This window comes from Erwinia billingiae Eb661 (genome assembly GCF_000196615.1).
Taxonomy (GTDB): Bacteria; Pseudomonadota; Gammaproteobacteria; order Enterobacterales; family Enterobacteriaceae; genus Erwinia; species Erwinia billingiae.
Genome location: NC_014306.1, coordinates 2,171,171 through 2,194,743, shown reverse-complemented (window position 1 = coordinate 2,194,743; position 23,573 = coordinate 2,171,171). Strand labels below are relative to the sequence as shown.

The window sequence follows — 23,573 nt, the reverse complement described above, 5'->3', positions numbered from 1 at the left end:
ATCGCGGGCGGGTTAAAAAAAAGGGCGGAATTTTCATTCCGCCCTCTTCGCTATCGGCTTTACCTAACAGGAGTGTTCCCTGCTCCGACAGTCAGTGATTATTTAATGCCTTCTTCAATCGCCACTTCGGTCTGTTCACGCTGCAGCTGGTAATATTCCGCGGTGGACAGCGCCAGCGGCGTTTTGCCACGGATCAGATCCGCCATTTTCTCGGCAATCATTACCGTTGGCGCATTGAGGTTACCGGTGGTGATTTGCGGCATGATCGACGCATCGACCACTCGCAGGTTCTGCATACCGTGTACGCGGCCCTGGGCATCGACCACGGCCATCTCGTCGTTACCCATCGCGCAGCTACCGCAAGGGTGATAGGCGGTCTCTGCATGCTCGCGGATAAAGGTATCGATATCTTCATCGCTCTGCACGTGTGCACCCGGCTGGATCTCTTCACCGCAATACTCGGCAAGCGCTTGCTGTTGCATGATTTCACGCGTCAGACGCACCGCGTTGCGGAACTCTTCCCAGTCACGATCTTCAGACATGTAGTTGAAGAAGATCGACGGCGCGGCATACGGATGCTTCGAGGTCAGCTTGACGCGGCCACGGCTCATCGAACGCATTGGGCCCACGTGTGCCTGGAAACCGTGCTCTTTTACCGGGCTGCTGCCGTTGTAGTTGATGGCAACGGGCAGGAAGTGGTATTGCAGATCCGGCCAGTCTGGCTTGTCATCACTGCGAATAAAGCCGCCGGCTTCAAACTGATTGCTGGCGCCAATGCCGGTGCCGTTAAACAGCCATTCGGCACCGATAGCCGGCTGGTTCCACCACTGTAACGACGGATACAGGCTGACCGGTTTTTTGCAGCGGAACTGCATATACACTTCCAGGTGATCCTGTAAGTTGCGACCGACGCCCGGCAACGCATGCACCACGTCAATGTCCAGCTCGCGCAGCCACTCTTCAGGGCCGACACCGGAACGCTGCAGGATCTGTGGCGAGGCAATCGCACCGGCACACAGCAGCACTTCACGCGTGGCGTGCGCCTGCTCTTCTTTGCCGTTGCGTAACCAGCTGACGCCCGTGGCGGTTTTGCCGCTGAACAGAATGCGGTCCGTCTGCGCATGGGTGACGATGGTCAGGTTTGAACGCTGCTTGGCCACGTCCAGATAGCCTCTGGCGGTGCTGGAACGGCGGCCCTGGGCGGTCACGGTGCGGTCCATCGGGCCGAAGCCATCCTGGCGATAACCGTTAAGGTCATCCGTTTCGTGGTGACCGGCCTGAGTGGCCGCATCAATAAAGGCACGGAACAACGGATTATTGCCGGCTTTTGGCGTGGTGACGCTCAGGTAACCTTCGCCACCGTGATAGTCGTTCTCGCCGATGTCGCGTTTCTCTGCCTTGCGGAAATACGGCAGGCAGTTCAGATACGACCAGTTTTCCAGCCCTTTCTTGCTGGCCCAGTTGTCGTAATCCATCGCGTTGCCGCGGATGTAGCACATGCCGTTGATCAGGGAAGAGCCACCCAGACCTTTACCACGACCACACTCCATGCGGCGGTTGTTCATCTTCGGCTCAGGATCGGTTTCAAACGCCCAGTTATAACGTTTACCCTGCAGCGGGTAAGCCAAAGCGGCTGGCATTTGGGTACGGAAGTCCCAGCGGTGATCTTTCCCGCCCGCTTCCAGTAAAAGTACCGATACGTCAGCATCCTCAGTCAGTCGCGTGGCCAGTACGTTACCTGCTGAACCAGCGCCAATAATAATATAATCAAATTTCTGCATTAAGCCTCCAGATAGCCGCGACAGTACTGCCGCGGCAAAAAAATCAGACTGCGAAAAAAAGCGCGCGCATCAGAACGCGGAAGGATACTCGCCCATCTCAATCAGGATGGATTTGGTGCGGGTATAGTGGTGCAGCGTTTCCAGTCCGTTTTCACGGCCGACGCCAGACTGCTTATAGCCACCGACAGGCATAGGTGCCGGTGATTCGCCCCAGGTATTCACCCAGCAAATCCCCGCTTCCATCTGATGGATCACGCGATGTGCGCGGTTCAGCGAGGTGGTGAAAATACCCGCTGCCAGACCGTATTCGGTGTTGTTAGCGCGGTCGATCACTTCCTGCTCGTCATCAAATACCAGCACGCTCATCACCGGACCAAAGATCTCTTCCTGCACGATGCGCATATCATCGGTGCAGTCGGTGAAGACCGTGGCTTCCACGTAGCACCCTTTGGCGAACGCGCCGTCAGTCATACGTGAACCGCCTGCCAATACGCGCGCGCCCTCTTTTTTACCGATATCGAGGTAAGAGACGACCTTCTGGCAGTGCCCTTCGCTGACCAGCGGTCCAAAGTTGACCTCGGGATCCAGCGGGTCACCGGCTTTGATGCCGGCCATTTTTTCCTGCAGGCGTTTTTCAAAGGCCGGCAGCAGCGAACGGTGAACAAAGACGCGGGTGCCGTTGGTGCACACCTGACCGCTGCTGTAGAAGTTGGCCATCATCGCGCCGTCGACGGCACGCTCAAGCTCGGCATCTTCAAACACGATCAGGGGTGATTTGCCACCGAGTTCCATGGTGACGGATTTCAGGTTCGCCAGTGCCGCATCCGCCATGACGCGTTTACCGGTTTTCACTTCCCCGGTGAAGGAGACTTTGGCAATTTTTGGATGCTGGCTGAGACCCTGGCCGACCGGGCCTGCGCCCTGAACCACGTTAAACACGCCATCCGGCAGACCGGCTTCGGTGAAGATTTTGGCCAGTTCCAGCACGCTTAACGGCGTGACTTCGCTTGGCTTGAAGATCATCGCGTTGCCGGTGGCCAGCGCCGGGGCACTTTTCCACAGGGCAATCTGAATCGGGTAGTTCCACGCGCCAATACCGGCACAGACGCCCAGCGGCTCGCGGCGGGTATAAACCAGCGCGCTGTCGCGCAGAGGAATGGATTCGCCCTCTACTGCAACCGCCAGACCGGCGTAGTATTCCAGCACGTCAGCACCGGTGACGATATCGACCGCCGCCGTTTCGCTGATGGGCTTACCGGTATCGGCAGTTTCCAGCTCGGCCAGCTGTTGATTGCGTTCACGCAGCAGCGCAACCGCTTTCAGCAGCACACGGCTACGCTCAACCGGTGTGTAGCCACGCCAGATACGCTGGCCGGCTTCTGCCGAGGCCACGGCACGGTCAATATCCTGCTGGCTGGCAGAGGTGATCTCAGCCAGCACTTCGCCATTGGCGGGATTGATGGTGGTGAATGTTTCGCCATGACCGGATTCTTCACGGCCATTAATATAAAGTCCACGGCGTTGCATATCTGCCATGCATCCTCCTTTGGGGGGTTAGTGTGCTGCGGCGTTTAGCCACAACGCGAGATTTTGATAACAGAGCTCACGGGCATTTTCTACGCCGTTTGCCATCGGCTGTGGCGCTAAGGTCATACGCAACCACAAGCCGTCAATCAGTGCCGCCAGGCTGGCACCCGCATCGCGGGCCTGCTGCGCCGGGAGAACCCGGGCAAACTGCGCGGTCAGGTTCGAATAAAGGCGACGATCGTTAATCCGCTGCAACCGCTGCAAATCCGGCTGATGCAGGCTGTTGGTCCAGAAGGCCAGCCAGGTTTTCAGCACCGGCCCGGCAATCTGCGAGACGTCAAAGTTGCCATCAATAATGGCGCGGATCTGCGACGCCGGCTGGTCATCCGCCTGTTTCCGATGATGATCGACCGCCAGGTATAAGTCGGAAAGGATCTGACGCATACAGGCATCCAGCAAACCATTCTTGTCGCCAAAATAGTGGCTGACAATCCCGGTCGAGACGCCGGCCTCTTTGGCAATCAAGGCCAGACTGGCATCGGCCAGTCCCACCCTGTCGATTACCGTCAGCGTTGCGCGGATCAGTTGCGCCTGACGTATGGCTTTCATTCCCACTTTTGGCATCGTGCTTCATCGGTTTTAGCTATTGAATGACAGGGATTATAGACTTTTTATATTGAACGTTCAATCAATAAAAAATCACAGGGCTTAAAACGCGCGTGGGTAAAATGTTATAAAAATCACATTGCGGTGAAAAATCACTGCGAGAGCAAAAAAAATGTGTGATTTCAGCTGTAAAGCCGCTCGGGAAGGTTCAGGCTTATTTTTCAAGAATTAATATGTGATTTTAAAGTGATCTAAATCACATTCAGGCGTTCCGCCTGCGCTAAAATTGCGCTTTTCGATGCTTTCGGGTCTGTAAGACTGATTAAAACCGCCCGAATGGTCATTAATATTGCCGGGTTAATCTCTGGCGACAGATTGCTCTATCTTTATGCGCTAAGTTGGTTACTCCGCCAGTTGGATAAACTTACGTCTTATTTAAGCCACTTATATCGCCGTTGTAGAATTTATCAGTGTAATCATCCGCCCCGCCGCTATTAACTTATCTTTAACACTTCCGGGCGGTGCGCGGGCGACATATGAAAAAACACTTGCCTGATGTGGCCCGATGAGCGAAATTAATCGCCGCTTTTCCACTCTTATAATCATGCGGCGAATGCCCACCTTGAATGACGACGACTTATTTTCTATGTCGAATCAGGATACGAACTCCAGAGGTACCAGTGTCAACTGCAAACAAACATCCCGAGGCAAGCAGCCTCAATGCGTTCAAGCAACCTAAATCGTTCTACCTGATCTTCTCAGTCGAACTGTGGGAACGCTTCGGTTATTACGGCCTGCAAGGCATCATGGCCGTCTACCTGGTGAAACAGCTGGGCATGTCAGAAGCCGACTCGATCACCCTGTTCTCCTCGTTCAGTGCGCTGGTTTACGGTCTGGTTGCCGTCGGCGGCTGGCTGGGCGATAAGGTCCTTGGCACCAAACGCGTTATCGTTTTGGGTACGCTGGTTTTGGCTCTGGGCTACGCGCTGGTCGCCTGGTCAGGTCATGACGTCGGCCTGGTGTATATCGGCATGGCAACCATTGCCGTTGGTAACGGCCTGTTTAAAGCCAACCCATCCGCCCTGCTTTCAACCTGCTATGACAAAGACGATCCCCGTCTGGATGGCGCGTTCACCATGTATTACATGGCGATCAACATCGGCTCCTTCTTCTCTATGCTCGCCACCCCGTGGCTGGCGGCGAAATTTGGCTGGAGCGTGGCGTTCTCACTGTCGTTTGTCGGCATGCTGCTGACGCTGGTCAACTTTATGATGTTCCGCAAGTGGGTGAAGAATTACGGCTCCAAGCCGGACTTCCAGCCCTTGCACATCGGTAAACTGCTGGCAACGCTGGTCGGTGTCGCGGCTTTGGTGGTGCTGGCAACCTGGCTGCTGCATAACCAGGGCATCGCGCGCCTGGTGCTGGCCGTCATTGCTGCCGGTATCGTGTTGATTTTTGCCAAAGAAGCCTTCGCCATGAAAGGGCCGGCCCGTCGTAAGATGATCGTCGCTTTCATCCTGATGGTTCAGGCGGTAGTGTTCTTCGTTCTGTATATGCAGATGCCAACCTCGCTGAACTTCTTTGCCATCCGCAACGTTGAGCACAGCATTCTCGGTATCGCGTTTGAGCCTGAGCAGTTCCAGGCCCTGAACCCGTTCTGGATCATGATTTTCAGCCCGATTCTGGCCGCCATCTATAACAAGATGGGCGATCGGATGCCGATGCCGCACAAGTTTGCGCTGGGGATGATCCTCTGCTCCGCCGCCTTCCTGGTGCTGCCATTGGGCGCGAAATTCGCTAACCAGATGGGCATCGTTTCCGTGAGCTGGCTGATCCTCAGCTACGCGCTGCAAAGCGTCGGCGAGCTGATGATTTCCGGCCTGGGCCTGGCGATGGTGGCGCAACTGGTGCCGCAGCGTCTGATGGGCTTTATTATGGGTTCATGGTTCCTGACCACTGCCGGTGCTGCGATGATTGCCGGTAAGGTGGCGAATCTGATGGCGGTGCCGGAAAACATCACCGATCCGCTGCAGTCGCTGCACGTTTACGGCGATGTGTTCTTGCAGATTGGGGTGGCAACCGGTGTGATTGCTATTCTGATGATGCTGACCGCGCCTAAGCTGAACCGCATGACGCAGGACGACCAACAGTCTGAGCTGAAAGAAGCCAAGATCTAATCCAACGTGGTTAAGCGAATAAGGGCGACGTGATGTCGCCCTTTTTTATGCCCGTTATCCGGCGGCCAGCGAAGAGTCAGCAAACTCCACCTGCAGTCCGGCAGCAGGAAACAGCTGACGCAGTCGGGTGACGTTTTCAATCTCAACCTGCCAGTAACGTTCGGTCAGCCCCTGCACAGGCGACTGCCACTCAATCTCGGCCCGTCCCTGAATATGCAGCGCAGCGCCCTGATGAAAGTCCAGCAGCAGCAGTGCGCATCGCGGTTCAACCAGCAAATTGCCCAGCGTGTTCATATAGCGGTTACCACTGTAGTCCGGGATGCGTAATTTACCCTGCTGCACGGTGATAAAGCCTGGCAGGCCTCCCCGGTGCGAAATGTCCACACCGCCCACGCCATTCTCGCGCTGGGCATAGCTGGCAACAAAAAAGGTGTCGGTGGCGGCAATCAGATAGCGGGCATCGGCATCCAACGCCTGCAAAGGTTCAACCTCCACGCGCGGTATGCGCCCTTCGCTGCCGCCCGGGATGTCCCGCCGCTGGATGTACTTCGGACAGTTACCGAAACTTTCCAGTACGCGGATAGTGACCTGCCGATCGTTAACCGTCTCCACCACGCCATTCACCCGGTTGCGCCTTCTGTTCGAGAAGTCGATCCCCAGCCCGCCAACGGGCATTCCCGGCTTCAGCAGCGGTAACAGTGGCGCGTCGTTAATCGCTTCCCGGGCAATGTCCAGACGCGTCCCATCATTGCTATCAACAAAACCGGTCGAACCCTGCAATCGCATCGCGACGGGAAAGCCCGTTTCATCCAGCGCCGACAAGTAAAAGGCATTCAGCCCGGCGTAAAATTGCCGGTGCTGATCGGGCATGTTCGGATAGACGGCTGCCCGCACCGCACCATACCCCGCCTTCTGCTGCGCCAGTCCTTCACCCGGGTGGAACATGATTAACCTGCCTCAGGGATCGGCAGCGGAGGCAGTCCTACAAATCCAGGCAGTGCCTCCACCTGCTGTATCCAGCGTTGAATGGCCGGGAACGGCGTCAGGGTGATGCCCCCTTCCGGCGCACAGGCAACGTAGGCGTAACAGGCCACATCGGCCAGCGTCGCCTGCTCACCCACCAGCCAACGCCTGTCGCTGAGGTGTTGCGCCATCTGTGGCAGGAATTTCGCCGCGACGCTCTTTGCCGAGTCATAGTTTTCCGGCGTGGAAAACTGTTTGATCAGCCTGGCCGACGCCACGCCATAGCGGATCTCGCCCGCGGCCTTCGCCAGCCACTGATGGACCTCCACTTCCTGTTTGAGATCCTTGGGCAACCACTGGCTGTCTGGCGCATAGCGCTTCACCAGCCAAATCAAAATGGCGTTGCTGTCGACAATCGCCGTGCCGTCATCAATCAGCACCGGTACCTGCCCGAGGGGGTTTACCGCAAGAAACTCGGCCGTTTTACGTTGCTCTGCGCCGGCCTCACGTTCTTCAAACGGCAAGTTCAGTAGCGTAAGCAGTAACTTAACGCGGTGGCCGTGGCCGGAAAGCGGTGTGGTGTACAACGTTAAAGCGGTCATGAGCGTCTCCTTTAGGGTTTAGATAAGCTTACTCTTGCGATAAACGAGGTAAAACCTGCAAAATGGCAATTCATAATTTCATTTATCGGAATAATCATGGACAAACTGGATGAGCTTGAGGTGTTTGTTGCCGTGGTTCAGCAGGGCAGCCTGGCGGGCGCGGCGCGAAAGCTGCGTCGTTCTCCGCCGGCCATTACCCGCGCGCTGGCGTCACTGGAGAGCCGCTTTGACGCCAGCCTGATTGAGCGAACCACCCGACACCTTTCGCCGACACCCGCGGGCCTGGTGCTGTTTGAGCGCGCCAAAACCCTGCTTAACGACTATACGCTGGCGATCGAGGATGCCGCGCGCACCCAGCTAACCGGGCTGTTACGCGTGACGGCACCCGTACAGTTTGGCAGAAAGCACATTGCGCCGCTGGTGATGCAGTTTCTCGACAGCTATCCCGATATTCAGATTGAGCTTCTGCTGAACGACAGCTATCAGGACCTGATTGAACAGGGGCTGGATATGGCAGTCCGCATTGGGCAACTGCGCGACTCCTCGCTGGTGGCCGTTGAGGTGGGCAGCGTGCAGCGCATTGTGTTAGCCAGCCCGGCCTATCTGGCAACAGCAGGCACGCCGACATCGCCCGGCGATTTGGTTAATCACCTGCTGATTGCGGGCACCTCGATCAGTTCCAGCCGAGAGTGGCGGTTTGGCCCACCGGAAAATCAGGAGCGGGTACGCATCCAGCCGGCAATGATGGTGAATGAAGTGGAAACGCAGCTGATTGCAGCGCGTGCAGGCAAAGGGATCACCCGTCTGCTCTCCTATCAGGCGTTTGAAGAGCTACAACAGGGGCTGCTTTGTGAGGTGTTAGCCGATTACCGGCCGCCAGGCCTGCCGGTTCAGCTGGTTACGCAGAATTTGAAGTATATGCCTGCCCGCGTGCGGGCTTTCTGGGATATGGCGCGTGAAACGCTTCCCGCGTTGCCCTGTTTTCATCCCTCAGTCTGAGGTCGGCTTAAAATCAGCCAGATAGTTTGCAGAAGTGCGCCGCCGGGCGCTGACTTTTTCACCAGTCAGCATTAAGCTTGGAAGATCTTTCGCCACTGAGCTAAAGGAGCACCGATGAAACTGTATTATAAGGCTGGCGCCTGTTCGCTTTCTCCGCATATCGTCCTGCAGGAAACAGGCCTCGATTTTACGCTGGTCGCCGTCGATTTGCAGAGCAAGAAAACCGAGCAGCAGGAAGACTATCTGCTGACCAATCCGAAGGGCCAGGTCCCGGCGCTGTTGCTGGATGACGGCACCGTGCTGACCGAAGGCGTTGCCATCGTTCAGTACCTCGCCGACCTGAAACCCGACCGCCATCTTCTGGCCCCCACCGGTCACCTGACGCGCTATCAGACCGTCGAATGGCTGAACTTTATTGCCACCGAGCTGCATAAAACCATTAGCCCGCTGTTTGGATCGGCGACTCCCGAAGCGTACAAAACTCAGCTGCGCGAGAAACTGCACGGCAAGTTCAGCTGGGTGAATCAGCAACTGGAAGGTAAACAGTGGTTGATGGGGCTGAAGTTCAGCGTGGCGGATGCCTATCTGTTTACCATGGTGCGTTGGGCAAAAGCCCTCAAGCTGGATCTGGCGGGTTTTGAGGAGCTGGAAAGCTGGTTTACGCGGGTAGCAGAACGTCCGGCGGTAGAAGCGGCGCTGAAGGCCGAAGGGATGTGATCGGACATTCAGCAGACATTCCCCTCAGCGATGGCGGCTGAGGGGGAAAACCATCAGAGCTTCATCGCACCAAAATGCTGTTGAGGATTGGCAATGGCATCCTGGGCCGCAACCAGCTGCAGCTCATACTCGCCCATCTCGTGGGTTTTCAGCATCACTTCATATACCGCTGCGGTGATATGCTCCAGCGCCTCGCGCAGCGATTTGCCCTGCAGGATATCCACCAGCAGCAGGCCGCTGGTCAAATCACCCACGCCAACCGGCTGACGGACGCCAAAATCGACCAGCGGACGGCTGATATGCCAGGCTTCATCCGCAGTAACCAGCAGCATCTCAAAGCGATCGCTGCGCTGTCCGGCCCTGGCCAGATGCTTGATCAGCACCAGTTTCGGTCCCTGAGCAATCAGTTCGCGCGCCGTGGCGACCGCTTCCTCATCGTTGTTGACCGCGTGGCCACTGAGGATTTCGAGCTCGATCAGGTTCGGTGCGATGATATCGCTGGCGGGCATCGCCACTTTGGTATGAAACCCGGCCACGCCAGGTGCCACGATGCACCCTTTTTCCGGGTGTCCCATCACCGGATCGCAGAAATACAACGCATCCGGATTTGCCGCTTTCACCAGACGGACGATCTCCATAATCTGCTCGCCCTGCTCTTCGGAACCCAGATAGCCGCTCAACACCGCATCGCAGGTCTTCAGCCGATCGATATCGGCAATCCCTTTCACAATCTCCGTCAGATGCGTGGCAGGCATGACCATGCCGGCCCATTTGCCGTATTGCGTGTGGTTAGAGAACTGCACGGTGTTCAGCGGCCAAACGTTTGCGCCCATACGACGCATAGGGAATTCGGAAGCACTGTTTCCGGCCTGACCAAAAACGGTATGGGATTGGATAGAAAGTATGTTTTTCATAGCGAAACCTGAACCCTGCCAAAAATAAAGGCCGGACAAGCCGGCCTGATAGAGGTTGTTTTATTACTTCCAGACGATCAGACAGTAGTTTTTCTTGCCGCGACGCAGCAGCGTAAAGCGGTCAAACAGGCGGTCGGTCTCGGCAAAGGTATATTCAGCGCTCAACTGCGGCTCGCCGTTGATGCTGACCGCTTTGGATTCGATCAGCTTACGCGCCTGACCGCGTGACGGGGCCAGATCGCCATCGACCATCGCCTGCTGGAGATCCTGATCGCGATCCAGCGCCACAAACGGAATGCCGTCCTGCGCCAGCTGTTCAAAGTCGGCTTCGGTCATTTCGCTCAGCGAGCCAGAGAACAGGCTTTTGGTAATACGTTCTGCCGCGGCCAGACCTTCCTCGCCGTGAACCAGACGGGTGACCCGCTCCGCCAGCACATACTGCGCGCGTGGGGCTTTACCGCTGTTTTTGTCTTCTTCTTCCAGCGCGTTGATCTCTTCCAGGCTCATAAAGGTGAAGAACTTCAGGAAGCGATAGACGTCGGCGTCAGCGGTGTTGATCCAGAACTGGTAGAATTTGTACGGGCTGGTTTTGCTGGCATCCAGCCAGACCGCGCCGCCTTCGGTTTTACCGAATTTGGTGCCGTCCGACTTGGTGATCAGCGGAACCGTCAGGCCAAAGACCTGATTCTGATGCAGGCGACGGGTCAAATCGATACCGGAGGTGATATTGCCCCACTGGTCCGAGCCGCCGATCTGCAGCGCGACGCCGTGACGCTCGTTCAGGCAGGCAAAGTCATAACCCTGCAACAGGTTGTAAGAGAATTCGGTGAACGAGATACCCTGATCGTCACGGTTCAGACGCTGCTTAACCGCTTCTTTGTTGATCATCTGGTTAACGGAGAAGTGCTTGCCGATATCACGCAGGAAGGTCAGCACGTTCATGTTGCCGAACCAGTCGTAGTTATTGGCCGCAATCGCGCTGTTATCGCCACAGTCAAAGTCGAGGAACGGTGCAACCTGGTGACGAATTTTCTCGACCCACTCGCCGACCGTTTCGCTGGTGTTGAGCTTACGCTCATCCGCCTTGAAGCTCGGATCACCGATCAGGCCGGTTGCGCCGCCCACCAGCGCCACCGGACGGTGACCGGCATCCTGGAAGCGTTTCAGGCAGAGTAACGGCACCAAATGGCCCAAATGCAAGCTGTCGGCAGTAGGATCGAAGCCGCAATACAGCGCGATTGGCCCTTGCGCCAGTCGTTCTGCTAACGCGTCTTCATCCGTTACCTGGGCTATCAGCCCGCGCTCTTGCAATTGTTTGATCAGGTTACTGCTGGCCATCTGTGACTCCATGTAGAAAAGTCTGCACCTTAGCTGGTACACAGCTTTCCGCTGACTCGCGGAAGAAAAAATAAGGCATATAGAATAAAGCGCTGACGCACTCTGTGCCAGCGCTTAACGGGATTATTTCGCGGAATTACGGGGCGAGTCGGTCGATTTTCCAGCCGTCAGCATCACGCTGGTAGAAAAAACGGTCATGGAGGCGATGTTCACCGCCCTGCCAGAACTCCATCGAGTCAATTTTGATGCGGTATCCGCCCCAAAAACTCGGCAAGGGCACTTCGCCCTGCTGGAACTTTTGCTTCAGCTCGAGGAATTTGCCTTCCAGCACGCCACGGGCAGAAATGCGGCTGGACTGTTTTGACACCCAGGCACCAATCTGGCTTTCTCGCGGACGGCTGTGGAAGTATTTCAACACCTCAATCATCGACAGCTTTTCCACCGTGCCGAGCACCATCACCTGCCGCTCCAGCATATGCCAGGGAAACAGCAGGCTGATGCGCGGATTGGCTTCCAGATGATGCGCTTTCCGACTGCCGAGGTTGGTGTAGAACACCATGCCGCGCGGGTCGAAATGCTTTAACAGCACGATGCGCTGATAAGGCTGGCCGTGTTCGTCAACGGTGGCCACGCTCATCGCCGTCGGATCCGGCAGTTGGGCGTCCACCGCCTGGCCCAGCCAGTGTTCAAACAGCGCCAGCGGATCGGCAGGCAGATCGTTACGGCGCAGGCCGCCACGGGTATATTCACGGCGCAGATGGGCAATCTGCTGCAGGTTATCACTCTCGTTCATCGCTCAGGCTTCTGCTGACAGGGGGATGGCACATTGTGCGCCCGATCCCAATGGGTTTCAACGGCTTAACTGGCGTCCAGGCGACAGTCATTGATAATGATTTTATCGTTACGCTCGATAAATGCGCCGTCACCTTTCGACCAGAAAACATATTTCCCGTCACTGTAGCGCGTGCCGGAAGCGGCCTCCTGCTGTTTTAAGGTCAGCGGATTGCCGTCAAGGATAAGGTTAACCTCCTGGCGGGCATTATCAAGGCTGACCGTTAACGGTAAGGTGCCGCAGGTGTAATGCAGGGTTTTCAGTTGTTCCGGCTCAGCGTGGAAATAGCTGCAGCCTGACAACAACGCCGCGGTGGTGACTAATAAAATGCGTTTCATTTTCTCTCCGGTGGACAGTGTTTAGCGGTAATGGCCTGGATTAGCCGGATAGATCGCCCCAAGCACCGAGGCTTCTCTGGCACCCGTAACGGACGGTAAATTGCCGGGCAGACCTGAAAGCGTGCGATAGGCCAGCCAGGCAAACGCCAGTGCTTCCATATCATCGCCGCTGATCCCGGCTTCATCGGTGGTGCCCACTTCGGTTCCCGGCAGCAGAGATCCCAGTCGGGACATCAGCAACAGGTTGCGGCTGCCGCCGCCGCAGACCAACAAGCGTTCACAGCCGCCACTCAGCATCACCTGTTCGGCAATGGTGGTGGCCGTCAGTTCCACCAGCGTGGCCTGAACATCCTGCGGTTGCAGACCCGGGAACAGTGAGAGCTGTTGTTCTACCCAGCTCATATTGAAATACTCACGGCCGGTGGATTTCGGGGCCGGCAACGCAAACCACGGATCGGCCAGCATCTGTTGCAACAGCGGCATGACCACGCTGCCCTGACCGCCCCATTCGCCGTCTTTATCGTAGCTTTTTTGCTGATGGCGCCAGATCCACGCATCAAGCAGCATATTGCCCGGGCCGGTATCGTAGCCGCCGATGGGCTTGCCGGGGATCAGCAGAGACAGATTGGCGATACCGCCAATGTTCAGCACCATCCGACGCTCTTCGGGATGCATCAGGATCGCCTGGTGGAAGGCGGGAACCAGCGGTGCGCCCTGTCCGCCTAGGGCCATATCGCGACGGCGGAAGTCGCCCACCACGGTGATCCCGGTGGCGGCAACAATCTGGTTATTATCGCCAATTTGCAGCGTGTTTGGCGCCTCGCCCTGCGGTTCGTGCCAGACGGTCTGTCCGTGGCAACCAATGGCGGTGATGTCCTCACGCTCTAACCCTTCACGCTGGATGAGGGTTTGAACCGCTTCGGCAAATACCCTGCCCAACTGCGTATCGATCTGTCCAAGCTGTGACAGGGTTAACGACTGCCCCTGGCAGATGGATAAAATTGCCTGGCGCAAGGCGGCAGGCAGGGGATGACAATAGCTGGCCTGCTGCGCCACCATCCGCTCATCTATCGCCGCCAGCACCACGTCAATGCCATCCAGGCTGGTTCCGGACATAACGCCGATATAACGTCCTGATCTCATGGTTTCGCCTTACCTGCTTTAGGTGTAAAAAGGATCCTGCTTATAGCCTCGCAAAATTAACCAGGCAATTCTATGATTAACTAGCCATTTTTGGAGCCTGTAGCGTTTTCTGGTGTGGTTGAGTCAATTTTGCAGCTGATTGAGTCGGGGTTTATTCGTGCTGCGGTACACTTACCTCAGCAGTTTTTTTCCCCGAATCTTCGGCTCGTAACATATAATTACCCTATTGATCGCTGCACAGCTGACGGCAGCTAATGGATAACTAAGGAGTTTTAACGATGATAAAACGCTTATTAATCGTGGCACTGACCGGCGTGACTTTGGCAGGATGCACCAACACTGACACGCTTTCTGGCGATGTTTACAGCGCCTCTGAAGCCAAGCAGGTGCAGAACGTCACTTACGGTACGCTGGTTTCCGTACGTCCGGTACAAATCCAGGGCGGTGATGACAGTAATGTGATCGGCGCAATCGGCGGTGCCGTGCTCGGTGGCTTCCTCGGTAATACGCTGGGTGGCGGTACGGGTCGCAGTCTGGCGACTGCCGCAGGTGCTGTTGCCGGTGGCGTTGCGGGTCAGGGCGTGCAGGGCGCGGTCAATAAATCGCAGGGTGTGGAGCTGGAAATCCGTAAGGATGATGGCAACACCATCATGGTGGTTCAGAAACAAGCGGCCAGCCGTTATGCTGTTGGTCAGCGCGTGACCATGGCGTCAAATGGTAGCCAGGTCACCGTTTCACCACGCTAAGTGATAAAAAAAACCGGCAATTGCCGGTTTTTTTATTCATCCCGATTTTGCAGTTCGAGAATGTTCTTTTCCAGACGGGCAATCAACGTCACCATCTTGTCTATCTCGCTTTGTGAGATGCCAGACAAAATATCATCACGGGTCGCATCAATTACATGCTCAACCTGAGTGATAACCGGCGCTGCTTCTACCGTCAGTTTGATACGCTTCGCACGACGGTCGCTTGCGCAGGTTGTGCGGGTAATCAGCCCCTTCTCTTCCAGCTGATCCAGCGTGCGGACCAGTGAAGGTTGCTCGATGCCAATCGCTTTGGCCAGTTGGATCTGAGACTGATCCGGTGGCAACTGGTGTATGTTGTGCAGCGTTACCCAGTGTGTCTGTGTCAGTTCCAGTGGTTTAAGGCGTTGGTCAATCAATGACCGCCAGATACGCACCAATCGCGAGAGGTCTGATCCTAAAGGGGTATCCAATTTCATCTCCTTATAATTAGCTTGCTAGCTATTAAGCCTCATTTTAGACTATTCTGCGAGTTTACAGGACAAAATACAAATTCATCCGTCATGAAACGTATTGATTACCCGGCGCCGTTAACGGCCAGGCAAGAAGGATTTCTTCCGTGGATAACGCACATTTTTCATCTCCATCACCGCTAACCGATTTAGTGTTCGGTGCTTCGGTCTATTTTCCACCGCTGTTTAAGGCCGTGCTGCTGGGCTTTTTCATCTGGTTGCTGCTCCATCCGCTGCTGCGAGGCTGGATCTATTCAGGCGAAATCTGGCATCCCACGCTGTTAGACCTCTCCCTTTTTATTCTCTGCGTCAGCGCTTCGCTGTGGCTGCTTATCTCCTGGTGATCGCATGAAATTCAGCACGTTAAAATATTTTTCCACGGTTATTTTCTTTGCTGCTGCCCTGCTCGCCGGCTGGTGGCTGTGGAACTACTATATGCAGTCGCCCTGGACACGAGACGGCAAAGTCCGCGCCGAACTGGTGAACATTACGCCGCAGGTGTCTGGCCGCATTGAGCAACTGCTGGTGAAAGATAACCAGTTCGTTACCAAAGGCACCAAACTCTTAGTGCTGGATGATGAACCCTTTCGTATTGCCGTGTTAAATGCTCAATCTCAATTAGCAAAGGCGCAATCTGACTTAGTCAAAGCGCAGCATGAGGCCCGTCGTCGCCAGAGTCTGCCGCGCAATGTCATTTCCGCCGAAGACCTGGATGCCGCCAACCTCACGGCTAAAGGAATGGATGCCGCAGCCAAAGCCGCTCAGGCAGAGCTGGATCAGGCCAACTGGAACCTGTCACAGACCCAAATTACCGCGCCGACAGATGGCTGGATCAGCAATCTGGTGATCCGCCCGGGCAATTATGCCACCAGCGGTACGCCGGTCTTTGCGCTGGTCGACAGCCACTCGTTCTATGTCATGGGCTACTTCGAAGAAACCAAACTGCGTCATATTCGTCCGGTCTACAAAGCCTCAATCCGGCTGTATAGCGACGATCGCGAACTGCAGGGCGAAGTCGAAAGTATTGGTCGCGCAATCTATGACCAGAGCGTGGAGACAGACAGCGGCTTGGTGCCCGATATCAAACCTAACGTTCCCTGGGTGCGCCTGGCGCAGCGCGTGCCGGTGCGTATCCGCCTGACTGACGTTCCGAAAGATCTGCCGCTGGTCGCTGGCACCACCTGCACCGTTTCTGTTCAGCCATGAACCTGAGCTGGCTGGAATGGCAGAATCTGCCGTGGATAAAAGCCACCGGTGGTCAGTGGCGCTACGCCTTACGTAACGCCATCGCCATGTGTCTGGCGCTGAGCATAGCTTATGGTCTGCAGCTCGATGAACCCTACTGGGCAATGACCTCCGCCGCGGTGGTCAGCTTTCCTACCGTCGGTGGCGTGATCAGTAAAAGCCTTGGGCGTATTGCCGGCAGCCTGCTGGGTGCCAGCGCCGCGTTACTGATTGCCGGTCACACCTTGAATGAGCCCTGGCTGTTCGCGCTGGCGATGTCCGCCTGGCTGGCGCTTTGTACCTGGATTGCCAACCATTATCAGAATAACGTCGCCTATGCCTTCTCGCTGGCGGGCTACACCGCCGCCATCATTGCCTTCACTACGGTGAATATCACCGACATCAACGATCTGTGGGATATCACCCAGGCCAGGGTGTGTGAGGTGATCTCCGGCATTTTGTGCGGCGGGCTGATGATGATGGTGCTGCCCAGCACCTCAGACGGCGATGCGCTGATTAAGTCGTTGAACGAAATGCACACCAGGCTGCTGGAACATGCCGGATTACTGCTGCAAAAGGAAACCACGGACAATGTGCGCAGTGCTCACGAAAGTGTTATCAGCCAAATCCTGACCATGAATTTGCTGCGCATTCAGGCGTTCTGGAGCCATTACCGCTTCCGGCGACAGAACAACGTGCTTAATTACGTGCTGCACCAGCAGCTGCGCATGACCAGCGTGATCTCCAGCCTGCGGCGCATGCTGTTGAACTGGCCCGATCCGCCAGAAGTGCTGTTTACCGCAATGCATGAATTGCTTAACGAGCTGGCAAAAAGTGACTGCAGTAAATACCGACTCGCGCAGATCCTTAGCGCGGCGGCGCCAGGCGATAAAGGCGATTACCGCCATCAGGCTTTCTGGCACCGGTTGCGCTACTTCTGCTGGATGTACCTGAATATCAGCCGCTGGCTGCGTTTATTTGAACGGGCAGATGCCGACACCAGCCTGTCGCCGCCTGCCGTGCCTGCCCTTGCCCGCCATACCGACAGCGCTGAAGCCAGCTGGAGTGCTTTGCGAACCTTCGTGGTCATCATGCTCGGGTGCGCGTTTACCATCACCACGCAATGGGATTCCGGGGATGCCGCCATCACCTTAGCGGCGATCAGCTGTGTGCTTTACTCGTCGGTGCCTTCGCCTACCAACAGCGTTTCCTTACTGTTAAAAACGTTGATGCTGTTGTCCGTGTTCAGCTTTATCATCAAATTTGGTCTGATGGTGCAGGTCAGCGTGCTGTGGCAGTTTTTGATTTTCCTGTTCCCGTTGCTGATTACGCTGCAGCTGTTTAAGTTGCAGCAAAAGAAACGGGCCAGCCTGTGGGCACAGCTGATTGTGTTGGCGGCTCATTCCTCGCCGTGACCAATCCGCCGACTTATGACTATCAGTCTTTCCTGAATGACAATATCGCCAAGGTGTGCGGCGTGATGCTGGCCTGGCTGGCGTTCCAGATCCTGCGTCCCAGTTCTGATAAGCGCCGCAGCCGCCGGCATATCCGCGCACTGCGTCGGGAATTTCTCGACCAGCTTAGCCGCCGTCCCCACCTCAGCCAGAGCAGTTTCGAATCGTTGATTTATCACCGCATCAATCAGCTCAACAGCAGCCGGGACGATCAGGCCAGGCTGTGGCTGTTACGCTGGGGTGTGGTGTTGCTTAACTGTTCGCATATTGTCTGGCAACTGCGGGAATGGGATTCCGATTCCCCGACATTGCTGACGATGCGCGATGCCACCCTGCGCGATCTCCATCAAATCATCAGCGAGCGTGGCGTTCATCACAGTTCATTGACCGAAACGCTGGATGAATTGCAGGCGATGGTGACGTCGTTAGCGGCGGAAGGCGGAGCACGGGAAACGGAGCTGGCGGGGATTATCTGGCGGTTGTTCTGTTCGCTATCGCAACTTCAGCAGGCGCTGCCAGAAGGCGCGCGCGCGCCTGCGTAAGACATCGGCTTGGTGAGTCCCGACCTAAAACAGCGTCGGCTGCTCGGGTTCTTCCGGCAGATCCACTTTCCCGGCCCGTTGCAGGCGCAGGAAACGCTGGCGGCAGAGGCGAATAACCTCCCGCTTTTGCGCATCGGTAAACTTCATCCAGTTGAATCGCTCGTCACGACTGCGCAGGCAACCGCGACAATATCCGCGTTGGTCTGACTGGCAAATCCCCCGACAGGGACTTGGCACCGGGAAAAACTCAAGTTGTTCTGCCACTGCCCCTCCTGATGGATGCAATGCCTCTATTGAAGATCGGTTATCGGTTGTCTGCAAGTCTGAGCGCCGTTTTTTTATCCACTACCTACACGCCCTGCTGCTGAGATGAGCAGTTTGTGCCGGGCGGAACCCGGCCGATTTGTAACAGACCGATCGGTCTGTTACTCTGTGCGCCATGAAAACAATTCGATCCGACACCCGAGAACATATCCTGCTTACCGGAGAACAGTTGTGCGTTCAGCGCGGCTTCAATGGCATGGGATTGATCGAGCTGTTGAAAGTGGCGGAAGTGCCAAAAGGATCGTTTTATCACTACTTCCCCTCAAAAGAGGCGTTTGGAGTAGCGATGCTTGAACGTTATTTTGCCGTTTATCATCAACGTCTTCAGGCGTTTCTGGATGATCATCAGGGCAATCAACGCCAACGCATCCTCGACTATTATCAGCAATCGTTGAATACTTTCTGTCAGGAAAGTGCCTTCGCAGGTTGCTTATCAGTAAAGCTGTCAGCCGAAGTGTGCGATCTGTCAGAACCCATGCGCATCGCGCTGAATGCTGGTTCAAAGGCGCTGATTGCCACGCTAACGCAGGCAGTTGAACGTGCAGTGCAACAAGGTACACTGCTGCCAGTGAACGCCTCTGAAGCCTGCGCACAGAATCTTTATATGCTGTGGCTGGGTGCCAGTCTGCAAAGTAAAATCTCCCGTGACAGTTCGCCGCTGGTGAATGCGTGGCAAGAGATGACGCGGATGCTGCCAGAACCACATTAAAAAAAACACCATGACTAGTCGACCGGTCTACCAGGAGTAAGTAATGGAATTGAAGAAGCTGTTTACCCCGTTAAAATTGGGTGCGATCACCGTTCCGAACCGCGTATTTATGGCGCCACTGACTCGCCTGCGTAGCATGGAACCGGGTGATGTCCCAACGCCGTTGATGGGCGAATACTATCGCCAACGCGCCAGTTCCGGACTGATCATCTCTGAAGCAACCCAAATATCTGCCCAGGCCAAAGGCTATGCAGGTGCGCCTGGTCTGCACTCTTCCGAACAGATTGCTGCCTGGAAAGCGATTAACGCCGGGATCCACCAGGATGGCGGTCACAGCGCAGTACAGCTGTGGCACACCGGCCGTATTTCGCATACCAGCGTGCAGCCAGAAGGCAAAGCGCCGATCTCCTCTTCGGCTATCAATGCAGAAACCCGCACCTCGTTGCGTGATGAGCAAGGTCAGGCTATCCGTGAAGCGACGTCCACACCGCGTGCACTTGAGCTGGATGAGATTGCGGGCGTCGTCGCTGATTTCCGCAAGGCGGTGGAGAATGCCCGTGAAGCCGATTTCGATCTGGTTGAACTGCACTCTGCACACGGTTACTTAATCCACCAGTTCCTGTCCCCGGCCTCCAACCAGCGTAACGATATCTATGGCGGCAGCGTTGAAAACCGCACCCGCTTTGCGCTGGAAGTGGTTGATGCCGCGATCGCAGGCTGGAGCGCGGATCGTATTGGTATCCGTATTTCTCCGCTGGGCCCATTCAACGGCCTGGACAACGGTGAAGATCAGGAAGCTGCAGCGCTGTATTACATCGCTGAACTGGCTAAACGTAACCTGGCCTATCTGCATATCTCCGAGCCCGACTGGGCCGGTGGCAAGCCTTACAGCGAAGCCTTCCGTAAAGCGATTCGCGCGGTGTATCCCGGCGTAATTGTTGGTGCAGGTGCCTACACGGCGGATAAAGCCGAAGAGCTGATCGAAAAAGGATTGATTGATGCCGCTGCCTTTGGCCGCGTGTACATCGCTAATCCGGATCTGGTTGAGCGTCTGCGTGAAAATGCCCCGCTGAACGATCCTCGCCCTGAGCTGTTCTACGGCGGCGGCGCGGAAGGTTATACCGACTACCCAACCCTCGCGGGCTGATACCCGATTACGTGATAAACAGGCTGCGCTGAGCGCGGCCTTTTCTTTTATCACCGCAAGTTGATGAATTTCCCGGCAGACAGAGCCTTCTGATTACCCTGCGGGCAAATCGTCGCTATACTTATTTTTTCCCCGTTATCGGATGATGACGTTTTACACCAAGAGGATGTTATGCGCTTACTTCACACCATGCTTCGCGTTGGCGATCTGCAGCGTTCCGTTGATTTTTATACCAAAGTGCTGGGTATGCGCCTGCTGCGTACCAGTGAAAACACCGAATATAAATACACTCTGGCGTTTGTGGGTTACACCGATGAGAGCGAAGGCGCTGTTATCGAACTGACTTACAACTGGGGCGTAGACAGCTACAACCTGGGCGACGCTTACGGCCACGTCGCGCTGGGCGTTGATGATGTTGCAGCGACCTGCGATCGTATTCGCAATGATGGCGGTAACGTCACCCGTGAAGCTGGCCCGGTTAAAGGCGGCACCACCATTATCGCCTTTGTAGAAGATCCGGACGGCTACAAAATTGAACTGATTGAGAACAAGCACGCTGGCCACGGCCTGGGTGATTAATGTTCCGGGGTGCCATAATGGCACCCTTCTTCCCCCTTCCCCTGCTGCATCTCGTGGTGAAATTTGCCATAATGCGCGCTGCATTTTTTCGCCAATGAGATCCTGATGTCTGAATCGAACGAACTGAACGCCCTCAGCAGCCGTTTTCGCGGTTTTTATCCGGTAGTAATTGATGTGGAAACCGCCGGTTTTGATGCGAAGACCAACGCATTACTGGAAATAGCCGCCGTCACCCTGAAAATGGATGAGAATGGCTGGCTGGAGAAGGACGAAACGCTCCATTTCCACGTTGAGCCGTTTGAAGGTTCCATTCTGCAACCTGAAGCATTGGCTTTTAACGGTATCGATCCGTCGAATCCGCTGCGCGGTGCGGTCAGTGAATATGATGCCCTGCATGCCATTTTTAAACTGGTGCGCAAAGGGATCAAGGATCACGGCTGCAATCGCGCCATTATGGTGGCCCACAATGCCACCTTCGACCTTAATTTCACCAATGCCGCTGCTGACCGTGCAGGGTTAAAGCGCAACCCGTTCCACCCCTTCGTGACCTTCGATACGGCGGCACTGAGCGGACTGGTGCTGGGACAAACCGTGTTGGCCAAGGCCTGCGCCGCTGCGGGAATGGCCTTTGACAGCAGCCAGGCACACTCCGCGCTGTACGATACCGTGCAGACTGCCGACCTGTTCTGTGAACTGGTAAACCGCTGGAAACGCCTCGGTGGCTGGCCGCTGCCGATCGCAGAAGAAAGCTAGCCTGCTAACTTTCAGCCATACTCTGCTGACCTAATGTGGAGATGCTGAATGAAAACAATTGCTGTCGTTGCGCCCGGTGCCATGGGATCTGCCATTGCCGGGCTCCTCACCCACCATCATCTTGAAGTGCTGACCTTAATCGAAGGTCGTTCCCGGGCAACAGCTGAACGCGCTAAACAGGCTGGCATGAAACCGGTCAGTGCGGAGGCGTTGATGCGTGCTGATGTCATCCTCTCTATCGTACCTCCCGCCTCAGCGGTGACGCTGGCGGAGTTTCTGGCTCCGCTGTTGAGTGCTGCCCAGACCAAACCCCTTTATGTCGACTGCAATGCCATCGGTGAAGATACCTTGAAACGGGTTGCCGCAACGATTGCGCCTACCGGCGCGGGGTTTGTCGATGGCGCGATTATCGGTCTGCCGCCGGCGTCCCCTGAAGATGAAAGTCCGCAATTTTGGTTTGCGGGCGATCGGGCTGACTCTCTGGCGGAACTGGAGAGGTTCGGATTGCGGGTCAAAATCATGCAGGCGCAGACTGGCGCGGCGTCGGCGTTAAAAATGTCCTACGCCGGGATCAATAAAGGCATCACCTTGCTGTCTGCGCTGATGTTGATTAACGCCAGTCGGGTGGGCGCTGCCGGAGCACTGCTTGAGGAAATGGAGGCGAGCCAGCCGGCACTGCTGGCGCGTTTGCGCAAGGCTATTCCGGATATGTACAGCAAGGCCTGGCGCTGGGCGCCAGAAATGGAAGAGATTGCGACGTTAAATGCCCGCGAATTGCCCGGCGAGCCGCTTTTTCACGCCCTTGCCACCTTCTGCCGTCAGATGGCTGAGGATCAGCAACAAGGCGGAGATTTCACCGATCTGCTTAACGCTTTTCTGCAGCAGCAAAAATAAGCATAAAAAAAGGCAGGCGCTCATCACGCCTGCCTTTTTTGCTGCTGACGGGCTTATTCCGCGGCGTCAGAAGGGTATTTTTGCGCGGTATCTTTAATCAGCTGCTGCAGTTCACCCTGCTGGTACATCTGAATAATGATGTCGCAACCGCCGACCAGTTCACCGTCAATCCACAGTTGTGGGAAGGTTGGCCAGTTGGCGTATTTAGGCAGCTCAGCACGAATTTCTGGGTTCAGCAGAATATCGACGTAGGCAAAACGCTCGCCACAGGCTGAAAGTGCCTGAACGGCCTGGGCAGAGAAGCCACAGCTTGGCAGTTTTGGTGAGCCTTTCATGTACAGCAGAATCGGGTTTTCTGCTATCTGGCGCTCAATTTTTTCAATAGTACTCATAAATGGCTTCCTTAATCGGATACTTCGTGTCTATTTATTGTAGCGACTCTGCGGGCCCGATGAAAACGACATTTTTTAACAGTTGGGCACGCCCTCAGAGCCGCCAGCGTGCAGGCGATAGCGTTAAAATAACATTTTCCTATTGCTTTCGCTGGATTAATGCATGAGAAAAGCACAGGTTTTGCGCAGATAAACAGCTGATTTGGCTAATTTTTACAGTTTTTACTTGCTCTGTATCATTGAAACAAAAAAGACCTTACCTTTTGTTAATGAGTTAGATTAGAATTGCAAAATGACGCTGCTGAAAGGCAGAACTCCCTGTTTCTGGCAAGCTGTGGCCTCTGGTCGTAGCACAAACTGTTA

General features: G+C 55.6%; 24 protein-coding genes and 1 pseudogene. 12 read left to right on the top strand and 13 right to left on the bottom strand.

What is annotated here, in order from left to right:
* Positions 1-98 precede the first annotated feature (98 nt).
* The 3 genes from betA to betI all read right to left on the bottom strand — a co-directional run bounded on the left by betA (position 99) and on the right by betI (position 3,932).
* Positions 99-1,781, bottom strand: coding sequence for a choline dehydrogenase (gene betA, locus EBC_RS11535; RefSeq protein WP_013201963.1), 1,683 nt, complete (start codon positions 1,779-1,781; stop codon positions 99-101).
* 69 nt (positions 1,782-1,850) lie between these two features.
* On the bottom strand, positions 1,851-3,308 hold the full coding sequence (gene betB / locus EBC_RS11530) for a betaine-aldehyde dehydrogenase (protein WP_081461053.1): 1,458 nt from the start codon (positions 3,306-3,308) through the stop codon (positions 1,851-1,853).
* 27 nt (positions 3,309-3,335) lie between these two features.
* Entirely contained in the window at positions 3,336-3,932 is a 597-nt protein-coding gene (gene betI, locus EBC_RS11525) for a transcriptional regulator BetI (protein WP_013201961.1), read from the bottom strand.
* 662 nt (positions 3,933-4,594) lie between these two features.
* Between betI and dtpA the strand changes: the two genes are divergently transcribed.
* The gene (gene dtpA, locus EBC_RS11520; protein ID WP_013201960.1) at positions 4,595-6,091 is read left to right on the top strand and encodes a dipeptide/tripeptide permease DtpA; all 1,497 of its coding nucleotides are present in this window, start codon (positions 4,595-4,597) and stop codon (positions 6,089-6,091) included.
* A 54-nt stretch (positions 6,092-6,145) separates the two neighbouring features.
* Here the strand turns inward: dtpA and EBC_RS11515 are convergent, their stop codons facing one another.
* Together EBC_RS11515 and EBC_RS11510 are read right to left on the bottom strand one after the other, a co-directional pair.
* Positions 6,146-7,036, bottom strand: coding sequence for a pyridoxamine 5'-phosphate oxidase family protein (locus EBC_RS11515; protein ID WP_013201959.1), 891 nt, complete (start codon positions 7,034-7,036; stop codon positions 6,146-6,148).
* A 2-nt stretch (positions 7,037-7,038) separates the two neighbouring features.
* Positions 7,039-7,656 (bottom strand): glutathione S-transferase, encoded by a 618-nt coding sequence (locus EBC_RS11510; protein ID WP_013201958.1) that lies wholly within the window; start codon positions 7,654-7,656, stop codon positions 7,039-7,041.
* A 96-nt stretch (positions 7,657-7,752) separates the two neighbouring features.
* On the opposite strand from EBC_RS11510, the gene EBC_RS11505 reads away from it, so the two are divergent.
* Together EBC_RS11505 and gstA are read left to right on the top strand one after the other, a co-directional pair.
* The gene (locus tag EBC_RS11505; protein WP_013201957.1) at positions 7,753-8,655 is read left to right on the top strand and encodes a LysR family transcriptional regulator; all 903 of its coding nucleotides are present in this window, start codon (positions 7,753-7,755) and stop codon (positions 8,653-8,655) included.
* A 114-nt stretch (positions 8,656-8,769) separates the two neighbouring features.
* Positions 8,770-9,372, top strand: coding sequence for a glutathione transferase GstA (gene gstA / locus EBC_RS11500; RefSeq protein ID WP_013201956.1), 603 nt, complete (start codon positions 8,770-8,772; stop codon positions 9,370-9,372).
* Between the two features lie 53 nt (positions 9,373-9,425).
* Here gstA and pdxY read toward each other — a convergent pair whose 3' ends face one another.
* The 5 genes from pdxY to anmK all read right to left on the bottom strand — a co-directional run bounded on the left by pdxY (position 9,426) and on the right by anmK (position 13,937).
* The gene (gene pdxY / locus EBC_RS11495; protein WP_013201955.1) at positions 9,426-10,286 is read right to left on the bottom strand and encodes a pyridoxal kinase PdxY; all 861 of its coding nucleotides are present in this window, start codon (positions 10,284-10,286) and stop codon (positions 9,426-9,428) included.
* 63 nt (positions 10,287-10,349) lie between these two features.
* On the bottom strand, positions 10,350-11,624 hold the full coding sequence (tyrS, locus tag EBC_RS11490; protein ID WP_013201954.1) for a tyrosine--tRNA ligase: 1,275 nt from the start codon (positions 11,622-11,624) through the stop codon (positions 10,350-10,352).
* 136 nt (positions 11,625-11,760) lie between these two features.
* Positions 11,761-12,417, bottom strand: coding sequence for a pyridoxamine 5'-phosphate oxidase (gene pdxH, locus EBC_RS11485; RefSeq protein WP_013201953.1), 657 nt, complete (start codon positions 12,415-12,417; stop codon positions 11,761-11,763).
* Between the two features lie 65 nt (positions 12,418-12,482).
* Positions 12,483-12,794 carry an MliC family protein gene (locus tag EBC_RS11480; protein ID WP_013201952.1) on the bottom strand — a complete coding sequence of 104 codons (312 nt, stop codon included), beginning with the start codon at positions 12,792-12,794 and terminating at the stop codon, positions 12,483-12,485.
* A gap of 21 nt (positions 12,795-12,815) precedes the next feature.
* Entirely contained in the window at positions 12,816-13,937 is a 1,122-nt protein-coding gene (gene anmK, locus EBC_RS11475) for an anhydro-N-acetylmuramic acid kinase (protein ID WP_013201951.1), read from the bottom strand.
* 278 nt (positions 13,938-14,215) lie between these two features.
* On the opposite strand from anmK, the gene slyB reads away from it, so the two are divergent.
* Positions 14,216-14,683 (top strand): outer membrane lipoprotein SlyB, encoded by a 468-nt coding sequence (gene slyB / locus EBC_RS11470; RefSeq protein ID WP_013201950.1) that lies wholly within the window; start codon positions 14,216-14,218, stop codon positions 14,681-14,683.
* Positions 14,684-14,715: 32 nt separating this feature from the next.
* On the opposite strand, the gene slyA is transcribed toward slyB, so the two are convergent.
* On the bottom strand, positions 14,716-15,153 hold the full coding sequence (slyA, locus tag EBC_RS11465; protein ID WP_041692287.1) for a transcriptional regulator SlyA: 438 nt from the start codon (positions 15,151-15,153) through the stop codon (positions 14,716-14,718).
* Positions 15,154-15,299: 146 nt separating this feature from the next.
* On the opposite strand from slyA, the gene EBC_RS11460 reads away from it, so the two are divergent.
* The 3 genes and pseudogenes from EBC_RS11460 (at position 15,300) to EBC_RS11450 (ending at position 18,412) form a co-directional block, all read left to right on the top strand.
* Positions 15,300-15,536, top strand: a complete 237-nt coding sequence (locus tag EBC_RS11460; RefSeq protein WP_013201948.1) for a DUF1656 domain-containing protein — start codon at positions 15,300-15,302, stop codon at positions 15,534-15,536.
* 4 nt (positions 15,537-15,540) lie between these two features.
* Positions 15,541-16,398, top strand: coding sequence for an efflux RND transporter periplasmic adaptor subunit (locus tag EBC_RS11455; RefSeq protein WP_013201947.1), 858 nt, complete (start codon positions 15,541-15,543; stop codon positions 16,396-16,398).
* Positions 16,395-18,412: pseudogene (locus EBC_RS11450) on the top strand (FUSC family protein). The gene EBC_RS11455 and the pseudogene EBC_RS11450 overlap by 4 nt, the downstream one beginning before the upstream one ends.
* A 24-nt stretch (positions 18,413-18,436) precedes the next feature.
* Here EBC_RS11450 and EBC_RS11445 read toward each other — a convergent pair.
* Positions 18,437-18,676: a DUF1289 domain-containing protein gene (locus EBC_RS11445; RefSeq protein WP_041691996.1), complete on the bottom strand. Its 240-nt coding sequence runs from the start codon at positions 18,674-18,676 to the stop codon at positions 18,437-18,439.
* Positions 18,677-18,851: 175 nt separating this feature from the next.
* Here EBC_RS11445 and EBC_RS11440 point away from each other — a divergent pair, with 175 nt between their 5' ends.
* From EBC_RS11440 to EBC_RS11420, 5 genes are all read left to right on the top strand, one after another.
* Positions 18,852-19,445 carry a TetR/AcrR family transcriptional regulator gene (locus EBC_RS11440; protein WP_013201943.1) on the top strand — a complete coding sequence of 198 codons (594 nt, stop codon included), beginning with the start codon at positions 18,852-18,854 and terminating at the stop codon, positions 19,443-19,445.
* 43 nt (positions 19,446-19,488) lie between these two features.
* Positions 19,489-20,592 carry an alkene reductase gene (gene nemA, locus EBC_RS11435; protein ID WP_013201942.1) on the top strand — a complete coding sequence of 368 codons (1,104 nt, stop codon included), beginning with the start codon at positions 19,489-19,491 and terminating at the stop codon, positions 20,590-20,592.
* 171 nt (positions 20,593-20,763) lie between these two features.
* Positions 20,764-21,171: a lactoylglutathione lyase gene (gloA, locus tag EBC_RS11430; protein ID WP_013201941.1), complete on the top strand. Its 408-nt coding sequence runs from the start codon at positions 20,764-20,766 to the stop codon at positions 21,169-21,171.
* Positions 21,172-21,276: 105 nt separating this feature from the next.
* Positions 21,277-21,924, top strand: coding sequence for a ribonuclease T (gene rnt, locus EBC_RS11425; RefSeq protein WP_013201940.1), 648 nt, complete (start codon positions 21,277-21,279; stop codon positions 21,922-21,924).
* Between the two features lie 48 nt (positions 21,925-21,972).
* Positions 21,973-22,818 (top strand): NAD(P)-dependent oxidoreductase, encoded by an 846-nt coding sequence (locus EBC_RS11420; protein WP_013201939.1) that lies wholly within the window; start codon positions 21,973-21,975, stop codon positions 22,816-22,818.
* Positions 22,819-22,871: 53 nt separating this feature from the next.
* On the opposite strand, the gene EBC_RS11415 is transcribed toward EBC_RS11420, so the two are convergent.
* Positions 22,872-23,210 (bottom strand): Grx4 family monothiol glutaredoxin, encoded by a 339-nt coding sequence (locus EBC_RS11415; protein ID WP_013201938.1) that lies wholly within the window; start codon positions 23,208-23,210, stop codon positions 22,872-22,874.
* Positions 23,211-23,573 lie beyond the last annotated feature (363 nt).